Here is a 14236-nt window from a genome sequence, read left to right on the forward strand (position 1 = left end):
GGAAGGGATCAGCGGCGATGCTGCTTCATCGCCGTCTGGATTTCGCGCTGGGTGTCGCGCTGTTTTTCGGTCTCGCGCTTGTCGTGCTGTTTCTTGCCCTTGGCCAGGCCGATGTCGCATTTGACGCGGCCTTTGCTGTAGTGCAAGTTCAGTGGCACCAGCGTGTAGCCGGAGCGTTCCACCTTGCCGATCAGCTTGCTGATCTCGGCGGCATTCAAGAGCAGCTTGCGGGTGCGGGTGGTCTCCGGATGCACGTGCGTGGAGGTGCTGGTCAGTGCACTGATGTGGCAGCCGAACAGGTAGACCTCGCCATTGCGCACGATCACGTAGGCTTCCTTGAGTTGCACGCGGCCGGCGCGGATCGATTTGACTTCCCAACCTTGCAAGACGAGGCCTGCTTCGAATCGCTCTTCGATGAAGTAATCGAAAAAGGCCTTTTTGTTATCAATAATGCTCATCTAAATAAAAATTCGTCTCGTCGGTTAAAATTGTGCCTTTGCGATTTTATCAAACGGATCACCCTCGATGGCAGTCGTACACAAAACCGTCCTGATCAACTATAGCGCGGAGCAGATGTTCAACCTGGTCGACAAGGTTGAGGATTACCCTGAATTCCTGCCCTGGTGTGGCGGTGTCGAGGTTTCCGAGCGCAGTGATGAGAGCCTCACGGCCAAGATCAAGATCAATTATCACGGCCTCAAGCAATCCTTCAGCACCCAGAACACCAACGTGCGCCCGACCAGCATGACCATGCGCCTGGTGGAAGGCCCGTTCAAGCATTTCGAAGGCCGCTGGACCTTCAAACCGCTGCGCGAGGATGCCTGCAAGATCGAATTCGACATGGAATATGAATTTTCCAGCCGCATCCTGGAAGGGGTGATCGGGCCGGTCTTCAGCATGATCGCCAACAGCTTCGTCGATTCCTTCTGCAAACGCGCCGAACAGATATATGGCTGATGATGCCTTTTTGCAAGTCCAGCTCTGCTACGCCGCGCCCGGCCTGCAGATCCTGCAGGACCTGCAGGTAGCCCCCGGCAGTACCATCCAGCAGGCCATTCTGGACAGCGGCCTGCTGCGCGAGCAGCCGGCCATCGACCTGTCGGTGTGCAAGGTCGGCATCTTCGGCAAGATCAAGACGCTCGACACGGTGCTGCGCGCACGCGACCGCATTGAGATCTACCGGCCGCTGATTGCGGACCCCAAGCAGTCGCGCCGCCGCCGCGCCGCGCACCGGGAGCAAGCGGACCGCCCTTGAACGGTGCTGCTGCCCGGCCCGGAATCCCAGCCTTCCGGCATTTTTACGACGCCCGGAGGGAGAAACGCAAGTAGAGCAAGACGCGCGTTCAGCTTTTCTGTATAATTCGCTTTTGCGCCTATAGGAAACACTATGCGTCTTCTCCAAAAAGCACTCACGTTCGATGATGTGCTGCTCGTTCCGGCCTTCTCGGACATCCTCCCCAAAGACACTTCCCTGACCACGCGCCTGACGCGCAACATCTCGCTGAACATTCCGCTGGTCTCCGCGGCAATGGATACCGTGACTGAAGCCCGCCTGGCCATTGCCATGGCGCAAGAGGGCGGCATCGGCATCATCCACAAGAACCTGACGCCCAAGGAACAGGCGCGCGAGGTTTCCAAGGTCAAGCGTTTCGAGTCCGGCGTGGTCCGTGACCCGATCACCATCCCCCCCACCATGAAGATCCGTGACGTCATCGCGCTGTCCAAGCAGCATGGCATTTCCGGCTTCCCGGTGGTGGAAGGCAAGGCGCTGGTCGGCATCATCACCAACCGCGACCTGCGCTTTGAAGAAGAACTGGACGCAGAAGTCCGCGCCAAGATGACCCCGCGCGACAAGCTGGTCTACGTCAAGGAAAACGGCTCCAGCGCCGATCCGGAAGAAGCCAAGCGCCTGATGAACAAGCACCGCCTGGAGCGCGTGATGGTCGTCAACGATGCCTTCGAACTGCGCGGCCTGATCACCGTCAAGGACATCGAAAAATCCACCGAACACCCCTTCGCCTGCAAGGACGAACACGGCAAGCTGCGCGTGGGCGCCGCCGTCGGCGTCGGCCCGGACAATGACGAGCGCATCGAGCTGCTGGTCGCCGCCGGTGTGGACGTGATCGTGGTCGACACCGCCCACGGCCACTCTGCTGGCGTGCTCAACCGCGTCAAGTGGGTCAAGACCCGCTACCCGCACGTGGAAGTCATCGGCGGCAACATCGCTACCGCCGCTGCCGCCAAGGCTCTGGTGGAACATGGCGCGGATGCTGTCAAGGTCGGTATCGGCCCCGGCTCCATCTGCACTACCCGTATCGTCGCCGGCGTCGGCGTGCCGCAGATCTCGGCCATCGCCAACGTCGCTGAAGCCCTCAAGGGTACTGGCGTTCCGGTGATCGCCGACGGCGGTATCCGTTTCTCGGGCGACGTCGCCAAGGCGCTGGCCGCCGGCGCTTCGGCCGTGATGATGGGCAGCATGTTCGCCGGTACCGAAGAAGCCCCGGGCGAAGTGATCCTGTACCAGGGCCGCAGCTACAAGTCGTATCGCGGCATGGGTTCGCTGGGTGCGATGGCTGACGGTTCGGCCGACCGCTACTTCCAGGACGGCGACAACACCGCAGACAAGTTCGTGCCGGAAGGCATCGAAGGCCGCGTTGCCTACAAGGGCTCGGTGGTTGCAATCCTGTACCAACTGGTCGGCGGCGTGCGCTCCTCCATGGGTTACTGCGGTTGTGCCTCCATCGACGACTTCCGCGAGCGCGCCGAGTTTGTCGAGATTACCGCGGCCGGCATGCGTGAATCGCATGTCCACGACGTGCAGATCACCAAGGAAGCCCCGAACTACCGCGCCGAGTAATTTTCGATGCGGCCACAGCCCGACAGTCCACCGGCCTTGTGCCAGGCTGTCGGGCTGTTGATCTTTTCAGAAGTCCATTTTTAACGTAGCCAGACCTCACTGCCCATGTCCACGCATTCGCATTCGAAAATCCTGATCCTCGACTTCGGTTCCCAGGTGACCCAGCTCATCGCTCGCCGCGTGCGCGAAGCCGGTGTGTTTTCCGAGGTATTCCCGCATGACGTGACCGACGAGTTCGTGCGCAACTACGGCGCGGCCGGCGTCATCCTCTCCGGCGGCCCCAACAGCGTCACCGAAGGCGATACGCCGCGTGCCCCGCAAGCGGTCTTCGAACTGGGCGTGCCGGTGCTGGGCATCTGCTACGGCATGCAGACCATGGCCGAACAACTGGGCGGCAAGGTCGAGAACGGCCACCTGCGTGAATTCGGTTACGCCGAAGTGCGCGCCCACGGCCACACCAAGCTGCTGGACAACATCAGCGACTTCACCAATGCGCAAGGCCACGGCATGCTGAAGGTGTGGATGAGCCACGGTGACAAGGTCAACGAACTGCCCGCCGGCTTCAAGCTCATGGCCTCCACGGGCAACTGCCCGATCGCCGGCATGGCCGACGAAGAGCGTCGTTTCTACGGTGTGCAATTCCACCCGGAAGTGACTCATACGGTGCAGGGAAAGGCCATGCTGGGCCGCTTCGTGCACGAGATCTGCGGCTGCCAGTCGGACTGGAACATGCCGGACTACATCGCCGAAGCCGTCGAGATGATCCGCCAGCAAGTGGGCAGCGATGAAGTCATCCTGGGCCTGTCGGGCGGTGTCGACAGCAGCGTGGCGGCAGCGCTGATCCATCGCGCCATCGGTGACCAGCTGACCTGTGTGTTCGTCGACCACGGCCTGCTGCGCCTGGACGAAGGCAAGATGGTCATGGAGATGTTTGCCAAGAACCTGGGTGTGAAGGTGATCCATGTGGACGCCACTGCGCAGTTCATGGGCCATCTGGCGGGCGTGACCGATCCCGAAGCCAAGCGCAAGATCATCGGCCGCGAATTCGTGGAAGTGTTCCAGGCCGAATCGGCCAAGCTGACCAGCGCCAAGTGGCTGGCCCAGGGCACGATTTATCCGGACGTGATCGAAAGCGCCGGCAAGGGCAAGAAGACCGCCCACACCATCAAGAGCCACCACAACGTCGGCGGCCTGCCGGAAACGCTGAACCTGAAGCTGCTGGAGCCGCTGCGCGAACTGTTCAAGGATGAAGTGCGCGAACTGGGCGTGGCGCTGGGCTTGCCGCCGGAGATGGTGTATCGCCATCCGTTCCCGGGTCCTGGCCTGGGTGTGCGTATCCTGGGTGAAGTGAAGAAGGAGTACGCGGACCTGCTGCGCCGTGCGGATGCGATCTTCATCGAAGAACTGCGCAATACGAAGGATGAAGATGGTCAAAGCTGGTATGAGAAGACCAGCCAGGCCTTTGCCGTGTTCCTGCCGGTGAAGTCGGTGGGCGTCATGGGTGATGGCCGTACCTACGAATACGTGGTGGCCTTGCGTGCGGTGCAGACGCAAGACTTCATGACGGCGCACTGGGCGCACCTGCCGCATGAACTGTTGGGACGCGTGTCCAATCGCATCATCAACGAGGTGCGTGGCTTGAACCGGGTGGTGTATGACATTTCGGGGAAGCCGCCGGCGACTATTGAGTGGGAATGATTCCCTAGAAACCCGGATCAGCCTGAACCTGGCTTTGCAAAAACCCGCTGAATGGCGGGTTTTTTCATATCCGGAGGGCGACCGTGGCGCGCTATCATTGGCTTCGCCCCATTGCGCCGCCGTTTCGGGCAAAGGCCTGGCCTTGAATCTTCATATCGCCCCTGAACCTCATGCCCCCACCGCAAATCCACTTCCGATGCGATCCTGCGCTGATTGATCATCTCCCACGCCCCCGCCTGGCCCGCGAGCTGATCCCCGACTGGATCCGCAGCATGCCGGCCAAGGCCTTCTCCGCGCTGCATGACCGCGATATCCGTACCGTCAAGCAATGCCCGCCCTTCATCGATGCAATGGCCCATGGCTTCATGATCCTGCTGCCCTGCGACGTGCACGTGGACAAAGGCAGCTTCAGTTGGGATTGGGAAGCCCCGGCGACCACCGTGGAGGGCCATCCGCGCGCGCCATTGAGTTTTCATCCGCCCGCACAGGTCACCGGCACACCCTTCGAACAGGGCGATGCGCTGGTGCTGAAGTTCAACAGCTTCTGGACCATCGAACTGGAACCTGGCTGGTCACTCTTTGCGACGCATCCGGTGAACCGCCACGACCTGCCGTTCCGACTGCTCTCAGGACTGGTGGATGCGGACCAGTTCCATGACGCCGGTATCAATTTCCCTGCCGTCTGGACCGATGAAGAGTTTGTCGGCGTACTGCCCAAAGGCATGCCGGTCGCGCAATGCATGCCCGTGCCGCGCGAACGGCCCGTGCTGCACTTCGATACCCTGGAAGGGGAGGCCGCTACCCGCTACAGCCAGACCGTCGCCGACGTGCTGGCCGCCCCCAACGTCTACCGCAAACAATACCGCCAGCGCAAATAGCCGCTTACGGGCGTCCCGGCAGGATGGTCGGTGTGGCGCGGGGCAGGGTGCGTGGATAGTCCTGGCTGAAGTGGAGGCCGCGGCTTTCCTTGCGCATCAGGGCGCTGGAAACGATCAACTGCGCCACATCCACCAGGTTGCGCAGCTCCAGCAGATCGCGCGAGATGCGGAAGTTGGCGTAGTACTCGTCGATCTCTTCCTTGAGCAGGCGGATACGGTGCTGGGCGCGTTCGAGACGCTTGTCGGTGCGCACGATGCTGACGTAATTCCACATGAAGCGGCGCAGCTCGTCCCAGTTGTGGGCGATCACCACTTCCTCGTCGGCATCGCTGACGCGGCTTTCATCCCATTGCGGTACCTCGGCGATGCGCCAGGTGCCCGCTGACAATTCCCGTTCAATATCCTCGGCGGCCGAGCGGCCCAGCACCAGGCATTCCAGCAGCGAATTGCTGGCCAGGCGATTGGCGCCATGCAGTCCGGTATAGGCCGTCTCGCCGACCGCGTACAAGCCCGGCAGGTCGGTACGGCCGGCCATGTCGGTCACCACGCCGCCGCAGGTGTAGTGCGCTGCCGGCACCACCGGGATGGGCTGGCGCGTGATGTCGATGCCGAACTCCAGGCAGCGCGCCTGGATGGTCGGGAAGTGCTCGGCGATGAAGGCCGGGCTTTGATGACTGATGTCCAGGTCGACATGGTCCAGCCCGCGTTTCTTCATCTCGAAATCGATGGCACGCGCCACGATGTCGCGCGGCGCCAGCTCGGCACGCTCGTCGTGTTCCGGCATGAAACGCTGGCCCGCCAGGGCACCCGCCGAAGCCGGCAGCTTGAGCAAGGCCCCTTCGCCGCGCAAGGCCTCGCTGATGAGGAAGGATTTTGCGTAAGGGTGATACAGGCAAGTCGGATGGAACTGGATGAATTCCATGTTGGCCACCCGGCAGCCGGCGCGCCAGGCCATGGCGATGCCGTCGCCGGTGGCTGAATCGGGATTGGAAGTGTAGAGATACACCTTGCCGGCCCCGCCTGTGGCCAGCACCGTGCGGCCGGCCGCAATGGCCAGCACGCGGCCGCTGGCGGTGTCCTGGACATGCACGCCCAGGCAGCGCGGTTCGGCCTTGGGATCGAGCTTGCGCGCGTGGATCAGGTCGATGGCGCAGTGATGCTCCAGCAGCGTGATGTTGGGGTGGGCCCGCACGCGCTGCTCCAGCGTCACCTGGACGGCGTGGCCGGTGGCATCAGCGGCGTGGATGATGCGGCGCTGGCTGTGGCCACCTTCGCGGGTGAGGTGATAGCCCAGCTCGGCGCTGTCGTCGCGGGTGAAGGGCACGCCCTGCGCGATCAACCATTCGATGGCCTCGCGGCCGTGTTCGACGATGTAGCGGGTGGCGCTTTCATCGCACAGGCCGGCACCGGCCACCAGCGTATCGTCGATATGCTGGGCGTGGCTGTCGCCCGAATCGAGCACGGCAGCAATGCCGCCTTGTGCCCAGTTGCTGGCCCCGTCCAGCAGCTCGCCCTTGGAAACGACCACCACCTGGTACTTCTCTGCCAGATGGAGGGCCACGGAAAGACCGGCCAGACCGCTGCCGAGGATGGCGACATCACACTTCATGATCGTGAGCAAAGCTGCTGTTGTGGAGGGAGACGGTGATTATAGCGGCATGCCGTAGGCATATCGTTTATATCGTTTCTGGCACAAGGGTGATGTTTTTGCCCGCCCAAAACAAAACGGGCCCCGATTTTCGTCGGAGCCCGTTCACGTCATGCGACTGAGTGCAAGATCACTGCGGAATCACCGGCTTGACCTTGGCCGCAGCCTGCTTGGCGCGGATACGTGCGGTTTCGACGCTGTCACCGGAAGCCAGCGCCACGCCCATGCGGCGGCGGGCGAAGGATTCCGGCTTGCCGAACAGGCGAATATCGGCACCCGGGATGCGCAGCGCTTCAGCCACGCCATCGAAGGCGATGCCCCGGGCGTCATGCTGGCCGTAGATCACGGCGGAGGCACCGGGGCTCCTGAGGGCGGTATTGACCGGCAGGCCGAGGATGGCTTTGGCGTGCAGTTCGAACTCGCTCTGCACCTGGCTGACCATGGTGACCATGCCGGTGTCATGCGGACGCGGGCTGACTTCGGAGAACCAGACCATGTCGCCCTTGACGAACAGTTCCACGCCGAACAGACCCAGGCCGCCGAGGTTCTCGGTGACCTTGCGGGCGATGTCGCGGGCCTTTTCCAGGGCGGCGCCGGGCATGGGATGCGGCTGCCAGGACTCGACGTAGTCACCCTTGACCTGCACGTGGCCGATGGGGTCGCAGAAGCTGGTGATGGTGTCGCCGTTTTCGTTCAGCGAGCGCACCGTCAGCAGGGTGATTTCATAGTCGAAGTCGATGAAGCCTTCGACGATCACGCGGCCGGAGTCGACGCGGCCACCGGCGGCGGCGTAGTTCCAGGCGGCTTCAATTTCATCGGGGCCGTCGATCTTGGACTGGCCCTTGCCGGAAGACGACATGACCGGCTTGATCACGCAGGGGAAGCCGATCTGGTCAATGGCCGCCTTGAGTTCGTCCAGGCTGTCGGCGAAGCGGTAGGGCGACGTTGCCAGGCCCAGGGTTTCACCGGCCAGGCGGCGGATGCCTTCGCGGTTCATGGTCAGCCAGGCAGCGCGCGCGGTCGGGATCACGCGGGCACGGCCGGCTTCTTCCAGCTTGACCAGGGTCTCTGTGGCAATGGCCTCGATTTCGGGCACGATCAGGTCGGGCTGCTCCTGCTCGATCAGTGCGGCCAGGGCGGCACCGTCGGTCATGTTGATCACATGGGCACGATGGGCGACCTGCTGGCCAGGCGCGTTCTCATAACGGTCAACGGCAATGACTTCAACGCCCAGGCGTTGCAGGGCGATGATGACTTCCTTGCCGAGTTCGCCGGAGCCCAGCAGCATGACTTTGGTGGCGGAAGGAGACAGCGGAGTGCCGAGTCGGATTGGTTTTTTCATATCGGGGGGAGTGTGTCAGCGGGGGGCGCTGATGCAGTGCGAGAATCAATCACGGGCGGACGATACCAAATCTTGCAGGGTTTGGACAGACGCAATGTACGCAGTTTAGCCAGGAATAATTGGCTAAAAATTTCCTATTTTTCCAAGGGGAAACTAATATCTTCCGATGCCGATGCTGATGTGACTAACGTCGCGCTAACTGGCGTCAAAAGCCCATAAATTGCTGAAGATTTTTCATTCTTGCTGGGTGGGAATGCTCTTCGCTTTGTCAAAAATCCTGTTCAGCGACCTCGACTCGCAAGTCAATATCGAGCATCACCCCCGACAACGCCTTCCCATGCGCATCCAGCGCCAGTGACCGGGTAACCCCTCCGCCCAGCGCACGTTGCATCACGAAGTTGAGCGCCCCCAGATGCGGCAGCGCGTGGCGCACCACTTCCCCATGGACCACACCGGCAAAATGCGCACGCACCCGTTCGGCCGTCAGGGTGCGCTCCAGCAGCGCATAGTCCTCCTGCCGATAGGCGATTACGGAGATATTCGATATGTCGCCTTTGTCTCCGGCGCGCGAATGAGCAATTTCTCTGAGCAGCATCTCAGGCCTCCTCGATGAAAACGGATGGATGCACCAGCGTGCGTGGAAGCAGCAGCGACAGCACGGCGATGACTTCGCGGGCCGACTTGGTGGCGCCGCCGCCACCGGCCGGGCCATTGGTATAAAGCGTCTCGACTTCGTTGCCGATGCGGACCGCCTCTTTCATGCTGGCCGTGCGGCCGGTCACACGCAGGCGGACTTCGTGCGGCTCGGGCGCTTGCGCCGACATCTGTTCACCGGCAATGGCATTGATGCCGATCAGGTCCACGCGCAGTTCTTCAGTCTGCACGCCGGTCATCGCCAGCCGCTCGCGCACGATCTCGCCGGCCAGTTGCGCACGCGCTTGCGCGCCTGGCCCGGCATACGAGATCTGGCCTTCGCCAATGAAACTGTCGCGGTAGCCCAGCGTGGTCTTGAGCGTCTGCGGTCGCGCACGGCCGCGGCCGCCGGTGACGGCGACGCGGTCCGGCCCGACTTCTTCGATGCGGACTTGCGAGAAATCGGCAATCACATCCGGCGTGAAGTAGGCGCTCGGATCATGGATTTCATAGAGCAATTGCTCCTTGCAGGTGCGCGCCGTGACTTGTCCTCCGGAGCCGGCCACTTTTGTAATGACTGCACTGCCATCGGCTTTCACTTCACCAATGGGAAACCCCAGCCGCGCCAGTCCGGCTACGTCCTTCTTGCCGGGGTCGGCAAAATAGCCACCGGTAATCTGTCCTGCGCACTCCAGCAGGTGGCCGATGAGGGTGCCCTGGCCGAGCTTGTCCCAGTCATCGGCGGCCCAGCCGAATTCGTGTACCAGAGGCGCCAGCACCAGCGCAGGGTCGGCCACGCGGCCGGTGATGATGACCTGGGCCCCGGCCTGCAGGGCTTCGACGATGGGGGCGATGCCCAGATAGGCATTGGCCGAGATGAGGCGGCTACCGAGGGAAGCGACCGGCTGGCCATTGTCCTCGATGCGCCATTCGTCCTGCTGCACGGCCTCCAGCACGTCGTCTCCTGCCACGGCTGCTACCTTCAGTCCGCTCAGTCCCAGTTCACGCGCGATCTCGCGCACGCGTTGCGCCGCCGCCAGCGGATTGGCCGCGCCCATGTTGGTGATGATGCGGATGCCCCGGGTGGCGCAGGTCTTGAGTACCGCATGCATGCGCTCGGCCAGCAGCGGGTCGTAACCCTTGCCCGGGTCCGCTAGCCGGGCTTGCTGGCCGATGGCGATGGTGCGCTCGGCCAGGCATTCGAAGATCAGGTAATCCAGCTGGCCGTGTTCGGCCAGTTCGGCGGCCGGCTCGATGCGGTCGCCTGAATAGCCGGCACCGGCGCCGATGCGCACGGTGCGCTGTGGATCTTGGGTCATGCGATTCTCCAAAACAGGGTGTTGCACTTCCGGTGGCCCGCGCTCAGAACAGCGGGAACAGCCCCAGTACCACGCAGGCGATGGTCATCACCACGGAGGCACCGAAGAGGAAGGGAATGGTGTATTTCTGGTGGTCCGCCAGTTCGATCCCGGCCAGGCCGCACACCAGGAAGGTCGCGGGCGTGAGCGGGCTGACCGGGAAACCGGTCGTCATCTGGCCCAACAGCGCTGCCTGGGCCACCTGGATGGTCGGTACGCCCAGCATGTGGCTGACCTCGGCGATCACCGGCAGCACGCCGAAGTAGAAGGAATCCGGATCGAACAGCAGCGACAGCGGCATCGACAGCACGCCCAGCACCACCGGGATATGCCCGGCCATCTCGGGCGGCACGAAGCCGACCGCGGTCTTGGCCATGGCCGAGAGCATGCCTGACTTGGTCATGATGCCGGTGAACACGCCCGCCGCAAACAGGATGCTGGCCATCAGCAGGGCCGCCTTGGCGTGGGCGTCGATGCGCTCGCGCTGCATGGCCACGTCACGGTAGTTGATCATCAGCGCCAGCACCACGCCGATCATGAACATCACCACCGGATCGACCTTGCCGCTGATCATCACGCCCAGCACGAAGACCGTCAGCACGATGTTGGCCCAGAAATTCTGCGGGCGACGGATCTTCAGTTGCGCTTCGCTCAGCTCATGCTGCTGCACGAAATCGACCGTCGATCCCTTGCCCAGCCCGAGTCGGCGCTCTTCCTTCAGGCCCAGCAGATACGAGGCGATGAACACGAACGCCAGCCCCACCAGTTGCACCGGCACCAGCGGCGTGAAGATGTCCGAGACCGGGATGTGCAGCGCCGCCGAGGCGCGGATCATCGGCCCGGTCCACGGCAGGAAATTCACGCCCGCCGCCATCGAGGCCACGCAGGCCAGGATGCGCTTGTCGATGCCCAGCCGCGTGTACAGCGGCAGCATGGCGGGGATGGTGATGAGGAAGGTCACCGCACCCGAACCATCCAGGTGGATCAGCAGCGCCAGCAGCGCCGTGCCCGGCACGATGCGGGTAGGGCGGCTGCCCACGGTCTTGAGGATGCGGCTGATGATCGGGTCCAGCATACCGGCATCGGTGACGATGCCGAAGAACAGGATCGCAAAGACGAACATGCCGGCCACCGGCGCAATGGCGGTCACGCCCTGGACGATGAACTTGGAGGTCTGCAAGCCGAAACCACCCACTAATGCGGCAATGATGGGGATGGCGATCAGCGCCACCAGGGGCGACATCCTCTTGGTGAGGATGGCCGTGAACAAGGATACGATCGTAACAAAGCCGAGCAGGGCCAACATGCGTGTCTCCGGTTTTTTTGATGTGATGTTCTTGTCGTGTCAGCACATCCGGTACCGGTTCGTTCTTTTTTCTGCTTCAGCTTCTGTACATGATTCCGTACAGGGTGCGCGGATGTGAGCAGGGCGAGTGTAGGTGGCGGCTGATTTTGTTGTAAAGTCGCTTTTTTCGATTGATTGACCTGCTTTTCGGCATAATCCGCTCCCGTCTTCCACCATGCACGCCAACCTGTCCACGCGCCTGCTGCACGCATTCCTCGCACTGGCCGACTGTCGCCATTTCGGCCACGCGGCCGAGCGCTGCCATGTGTCGCAGTCAGCGTTCAGCGCCATGATCCAGAAGCTGGAAACGGCAACCGGCGCGCGCCTGTTCGAACGCGATACCCGCAACGTGAGCCTGACGCCGGAAGGTGAAGTCTTTGTCGAGGTGGCACGCCAGCTGGTCGCAGACATGGAGGCGGCGCTGGCGGACATGAACGATTACGTCGCACGGCGCAAGGGCAGAGTGGCCATCGCGGCCTTGCCATCGCTGGCGGCGGGGTGGCTGCCGCCGGCGCTGGCGGCTTACCGGCAACGTCATCCGGGCGTGGCGGTGGAGCTGTTCGATGCCATATCGGATCAATGCCTGGACCTGCTGCGCCAGGGCAAGGCCGATATCGCCCTTACCGCGCCGGGCCCCAATCTGCTGGAGTTCACCACGCAGCCCCTGTGCGCCGACCCGTTCTACCTGGTCTGCCGCAAGGACCATGCGCTGGCCGGCAAGCGCCGCATCAAGGTGGCCCAACTGGCCGGGTGCGAAATGATCCACCTGGCGCGCTCCACCAGCGTGCGCCAGCATCTGGATGCCGTGCTGCGGCCGGGCGCGGTGATCCACACCGGGCTGGAGGTCGAGCACCTGGCCACCCTGGCCGCCCTGATCGAAAGCGGCCTGGGCGTGAGCGTGGTGCCGGAGCTGACGCTGTTCCAGTTCCGCCTGCCCAATCTGGTGGCCATTCCGGTGGACGCGCCGGAGCTGGTGCGGCCGCTGCTGATCGTCACGCCCAAGGAGCGCAGCCTGTCCATCGCCGCACAAGGATTGCTGGACCTGATCCAGGCCAAGGCGCGCGCTGAAAGCGCAACCCCCGCGCGGCGCGGCCGCAAACCACAGGCTTCCTAGAACAATTCCATGGCCGGCAAGTCCGGCTCGCGCACCAGGTGGCGGTGCTCCTGTTCCACGTAATCGATGACCACCTGCGCGATGACAGTGGCCGCCTCATGCGCGGGCAGGATCACCGTGGTCTCGCCCGCCATTTGGGCCAGGGCCGCATTGCGCCGGTCCACGGCGTACTGGACGCGCTCCACGCATTGCCGCACTACGTCCTGGAACTGCAGATGGCCCAGCATGTTGCCGGTGGTCGCGACCAGTTCCTCGCCGTGCGCCATCATCTGCGCGTATTGCTGGTCACTGGTATCGCGCACGTGCTCGAAGCTGCTACGCAGCCTGCCCACGGCCTCGGCGGTGGCGGCGATGCGATCCAGGTCGGCCGCCGACTGGGCCGTATTGCCGCCCAGTTCGTCGTGCAAGGTCTTGCGCACTTCCGACAGGGTGGTGCGAATCCGTGCCGCCGCGGTATGCGAATTGGCTGCCAGGTTGCGTACCTCCGAGGCGATCACCTTGAAGGCTGCTCCCTGCTGGCCGGCGCGGCTGGCCTCGATGGCCGTATTGATCGACAGCAGGTGCGACTGCGTGCTGATGGCCTGGACGTTCTGCGCCAGATCGGAGAGGTTGTCGATTTCCTCGGCGATGCGGGCAATGCTTTCAACATCGCGGCGCATGCGTTCGGGCAGGCTCTTGAGGAATTCGGTCATGGACACCAGGGCATCGACCGTTTCCAGCATCTCGTCACGTACGCGTTCGTTTTCCTGGCTGGCACGCTGCATGCGCTCCAGCAGTTGCGCAGAGCGGTCGCACAGGGCGCGCGCTTCGCTCATGATGGCCAGCGAGGAATTCTCGGTCTGCTCCACCGCACCCTTGAGGCGCACGGCGATTTCTTCGTCGAGTTGCATGCTGGCCACCAGGGCGGCCTGGCAGGTCGGTCCCGGTTCTGCCGGCATGTGCGGCTGGGCGCGTACCCGGGTGCGCAAGGCGTGGATGATTCCCATGTCAGGCCCCCGGCAGCACCTGTTTGACGATCTTGAGCAGCTCGGCGCCCGGCACCGGCTTGACCATCCAGCCGCTGGCCCCGGCACTGCGGGCTTCATCGCGCTTGGCCTGCTGGCTCTCGGTACTGAGCACCAGGATGGGCGTGAAGCGGAAACCCGGCAGGGCGCGCGCCTTGCCGATGAATTCGATGCCGCCCATGTTGGGCATGTTGATGTCGGTGATGATGAGATCCGGCTTTGGCGCCTGGCCCAGGCGGGCCAGGGCGGCCGCACCGTCGTTGGCGGTGATGACCTTGAAGCCGGAAATTTCGAGATTGTTTTTCAGGCTCAGGATCATGGTGCCTGAATCGTCCACTACCAGGATGGTCTTGCTCATT

At 63.1% G+C, this 14236-nt stretch carries 14 protein-coding genes; 6 read left to right on the top strand and 8 right to left on the bottom strand.

Features of this window, described 5'->3' with window-relative positions:
• Nucleotides 1-8: 8 nt before the first annotated feature.
• On the bottom strand, nucleotides 9-458 hold the full coding sequence (smpB, locus tag JOD78_RS01645; RefSeq protein WP_088753876.1) for an SsrA-binding protein SmpB: 450 nt from the start codon (nucleotides 456-458) through the stop codon (nucleotides 9-11).
• Between the two features lie 67 nt (nucleotides 459-525).
• On the opposite strand from smpB, the gene JOD78_RS01650 reads away from it, so the two are divergent.
• The 5 genes from JOD78_RS01650 (at nucleotide 526) to JOD78_RS01670 (ending at nucleotide 5433) form a co-directional block, all read left to right on the top strand.
• Entirely contained in the window at nucleotides 526-957 is a 432-nt protein-coding gene (locus JOD78_RS01650) for a type II toxin-antitoxin system RatA family toxin (RefSeq protein ID WP_013234181.1), read from the top strand.
• Nucleotides 950-1255: an RnfH family protein gene (locus JOD78_RS01655; protein ID WP_121040023.1), complete on the top strand. Its 306-nt coding sequence runs from the start codon at nucleotides 950-952 to the stop codon at nucleotides 1253-1255. Before JOD78_RS01650 ends, JOD78_RS01655 begins: the two co-directional genes overlap by 8 nt.
• A gap of 132 nt (nucleotides 1256-1387) precedes the next feature.
• Nucleotides 1388-2857 (top strand): IMP dehydrogenase, encoded by a 1470-nt coding sequence (gene guaB, locus JOD78_RS01660; protein WP_121040026.1) that lies wholly within the window; start codon nucleotides 1388-1390, stop codon nucleotides 2855-2857.
• A 105-nt stretch (nucleotides 2858-2962) separates the two neighbouring features.
• A complete protein-coding gene (gene guaA / locus JOD78_RS01665; protein ID WP_039788239.1) occupies nucleotides 2963-4555 on the top strand; it encodes a glutamine-hydrolyzing GMP synthase in 1593 nt (530 codons plus the stop codon).
• Between the two features lie 170 nt (nucleotides 4556-4725).
• A complete protein-coding gene (locus JOD78_RS01670; protein ID WP_158601245.1) occupies nucleotides 4726-5433 on the top strand; it encodes a hypothetical protein in 708 nt (235 codons plus the stop codon).
• A gap of 4 nt (nucleotides 5434-5437) precedes the next feature.
• On the opposite strand, the gene nadB is transcribed toward JOD78_RS01670, so the two are convergent.
• The 5 genes from nadB to JOD78_RS01695 all read right to left on the bottom strand — a co-directional run bounded on the left by nadB (nucleotide 5438) and on the right by JOD78_RS01695 (nucleotide 11720).
• Nucleotides 5438-7042: an L-aspartate oxidase gene (gene nadB, locus JOD78_RS01675; RefSeq protein WP_121040032.1), complete on the bottom strand. Its 1605-nt coding sequence runs from the start codon at nucleotides 7040-7042 to the stop codon at nucleotides 5438-5440.
• A 169-nt stretch (nucleotides 7043-7211) separates the two neighbouring features.
• The gene (purT, locus tag JOD78_RS01680; protein WP_039788224.1) at nucleotides 7212-8423 is read right to left on the bottom strand and encodes a formate-dependent phosphoribosylglycinamide formyltransferase; all 1212 of its coding nucleotides are present in this window, start codon (nucleotides 8421-8423) and stop codon (nucleotides 7212-7214) included.
• A 268-nt stretch (nucleotides 8424-8691) separates the two neighbouring features.
• Complete coding sequence (locus tag JOD78_RS01685) at nucleotides 8692-9018, bottom strand: hypothetical protein (protein ID WP_121040035.1); 327 nt, start codon at nucleotides 9016-9018, stop codon at nucleotides 8692-8694.
• Nucleotide 9019: 1 nt separating this feature from the next.
• The gene (locus JOD78_RS01690; RefSeq protein WP_121040038.1) at nucleotides 9020-10375 is read right to left on the bottom strand and encodes an acyclic terpene utilization AtuA family protein; all 1356 of its coding nucleotides are present in this window, start codon (nucleotides 10373-10375) and stop codon (nucleotides 9020-9022) included.
• 43 nt (nucleotides 10376-10418) lie between these two features.
• Nucleotides 10419-11720, bottom strand: coding sequence for a citrate:proton symporter (locus JOD78_RS01695; RefSeq protein WP_039788220.1), 1302 nt, complete (start codon nucleotides 11718-11720; stop codon nucleotides 10419-10421).
• A 214-nt stretch (nucleotides 11721-11934) separates the two neighbouring features.
• Here JOD78_RS01695 and JOD78_RS01700 point away from each other — a divergent pair, with 214 nt between their 5' ends.
• The gene (locus JOD78_RS01700; RefSeq protein ID WP_209569043.1) at nucleotides 11935-12873 is read left to right on the top strand and encodes a LysR family transcriptional regulator; all 939 of its coding nucleotides are present in this window, start codon (nucleotides 11935-11937) and stop codon (nucleotides 12871-12873) included.
• Here JOD78_RS01700 and JOD78_RS01705 read toward each other — a convergent pair.
• Nucleotides 12870-13859 (bottom strand): methyl-accepting chemotaxis protein, encoded by a 990-nt coding sequence (locus JOD78_RS01705; protein WP_209569040.1) that lies wholly within the window; start codon nucleotides 13857-13859, stop codon nucleotides 12870-12872. The genes JOD78_RS01700 and JOD78_RS01705 overlap by 4 nt on opposite strands.
• A gap of 1 nt (nucleotide 13860) precedes the next feature.
• Nucleotides 13861-14235, bottom strand: coding sequence for a response regulator (locus JOD78_RS01710; RefSeq protein WP_034309554.1), 375 nt, complete (start codon nucleotides 14233-14235; stop codon nucleotides 13861-13863).
• Nucleotide 14236: the final 1 nt, after the last annotated feature.

The sequence above is a fragment of the Herbaspirillum sp. 1130 genome (genome assembly GCF_017833835.1).
Lineage (GTDB): Bacteria > Pseudomonadota > Gammaproteobacteria > Burkholderiales > Burkholderiaceae_D > Herbaspirillum > Herbaspirillum huttiense.

Bases quoted from the DNA above. Each gene is read 5' to 3' on its own strand.
- smpB (WP_088753876.1), bottom strand. From the start codon at position 458: ATGAGCATTATTGATAACAAAAAGGCCTTTTTCGATTACTTCATCGAA.
- JOD78_RS01650 (WP_013234181.1), top strand. From the start codon at position 526: ATGGCAGTCGTACACAAAACCGTCCTGATCAACTATAGCGCGGAGCAG.
- JOD78_RS01655 (WP_121040023.1), top strand. From the start codon at position 950: ATGGCTGATGATGCCTTTTTGCAAGTCCAGCTCTGCTACGCCGCGCCC.
- guaB (WP_121040026.1), top strand. From the start codon at position 1,388: ATGCGTCTTCTCCAAAAAGCACTCACGTTCGATGATGTGCTGCTCGTT.
- guaA (WP_039788239.1), top strand. From the start codon at position 2,963: ATGTCCACGCATTCGCATTCGAAAATCCTGATCCTCGACTTCGGTTCC.
- JOD78_RS01670 (WP_158601245.1), top strand. From the start codon at position 4,726: ATGCCCCCACCGCAAATCCACTTCCGATGCGATCCTGCGCTGATTGAT.
- nadB (WP_121040032.1), bottom strand. From the start codon at position 7,042: ATGAAGTGTGATGTCGCCATCCTCGGCAGCGGTCTGGCCGGTCTTTCC.
- purT (WP_039788224.1), bottom strand. From the start codon at position 8,423: ATGAAAAAACCAATCCGACTCGGCACTCCGCTGTCTCCTTCCGCCACC.
- JOD78_RS01685 (WP_121040035.1), bottom strand. From the start codon at position 9,018: ATGCTGCTCAGAGAAATTGCTCATTCGCGCGCCGGAGACAAAGGCGAC.
- JOD78_RS01690 (WP_121040038.1), bottom strand. From the start codon at position 10,375: ATGACCCAAGATCCACAGCGCACCGTGCGCATCGGCGCCGGTGCCGGC.
- JOD78_RS01695 (WP_039788220.1), bottom strand. From the start codon at position 11,720: ATGTTGGCCCTGCTCGGCTTTGTTACGATCGTATCCTTGTTCACGGCC.
- JOD78_RS01700 (WP_209569043.1), top strand. From the start codon at position 11,935: ATGCACGCCAACCTGTCCACGCGCCTGCTGCACGCATTCCTCGCACTG.
- JOD78_RS01705 (WP_209569040.1), bottom strand. From the start codon at position 13,859: ATGGGAATCATCCACGCCTTGCGCACCCGGGTACGCGCCCAGCCGCAC.
- JOD78_RS01710 (WP_034309554.1), bottom strand. From the start codon at position 14,235: ATGAGCAAGACCATCCTGGTAGTGGACGATTCAGGCACCATGATCCTG.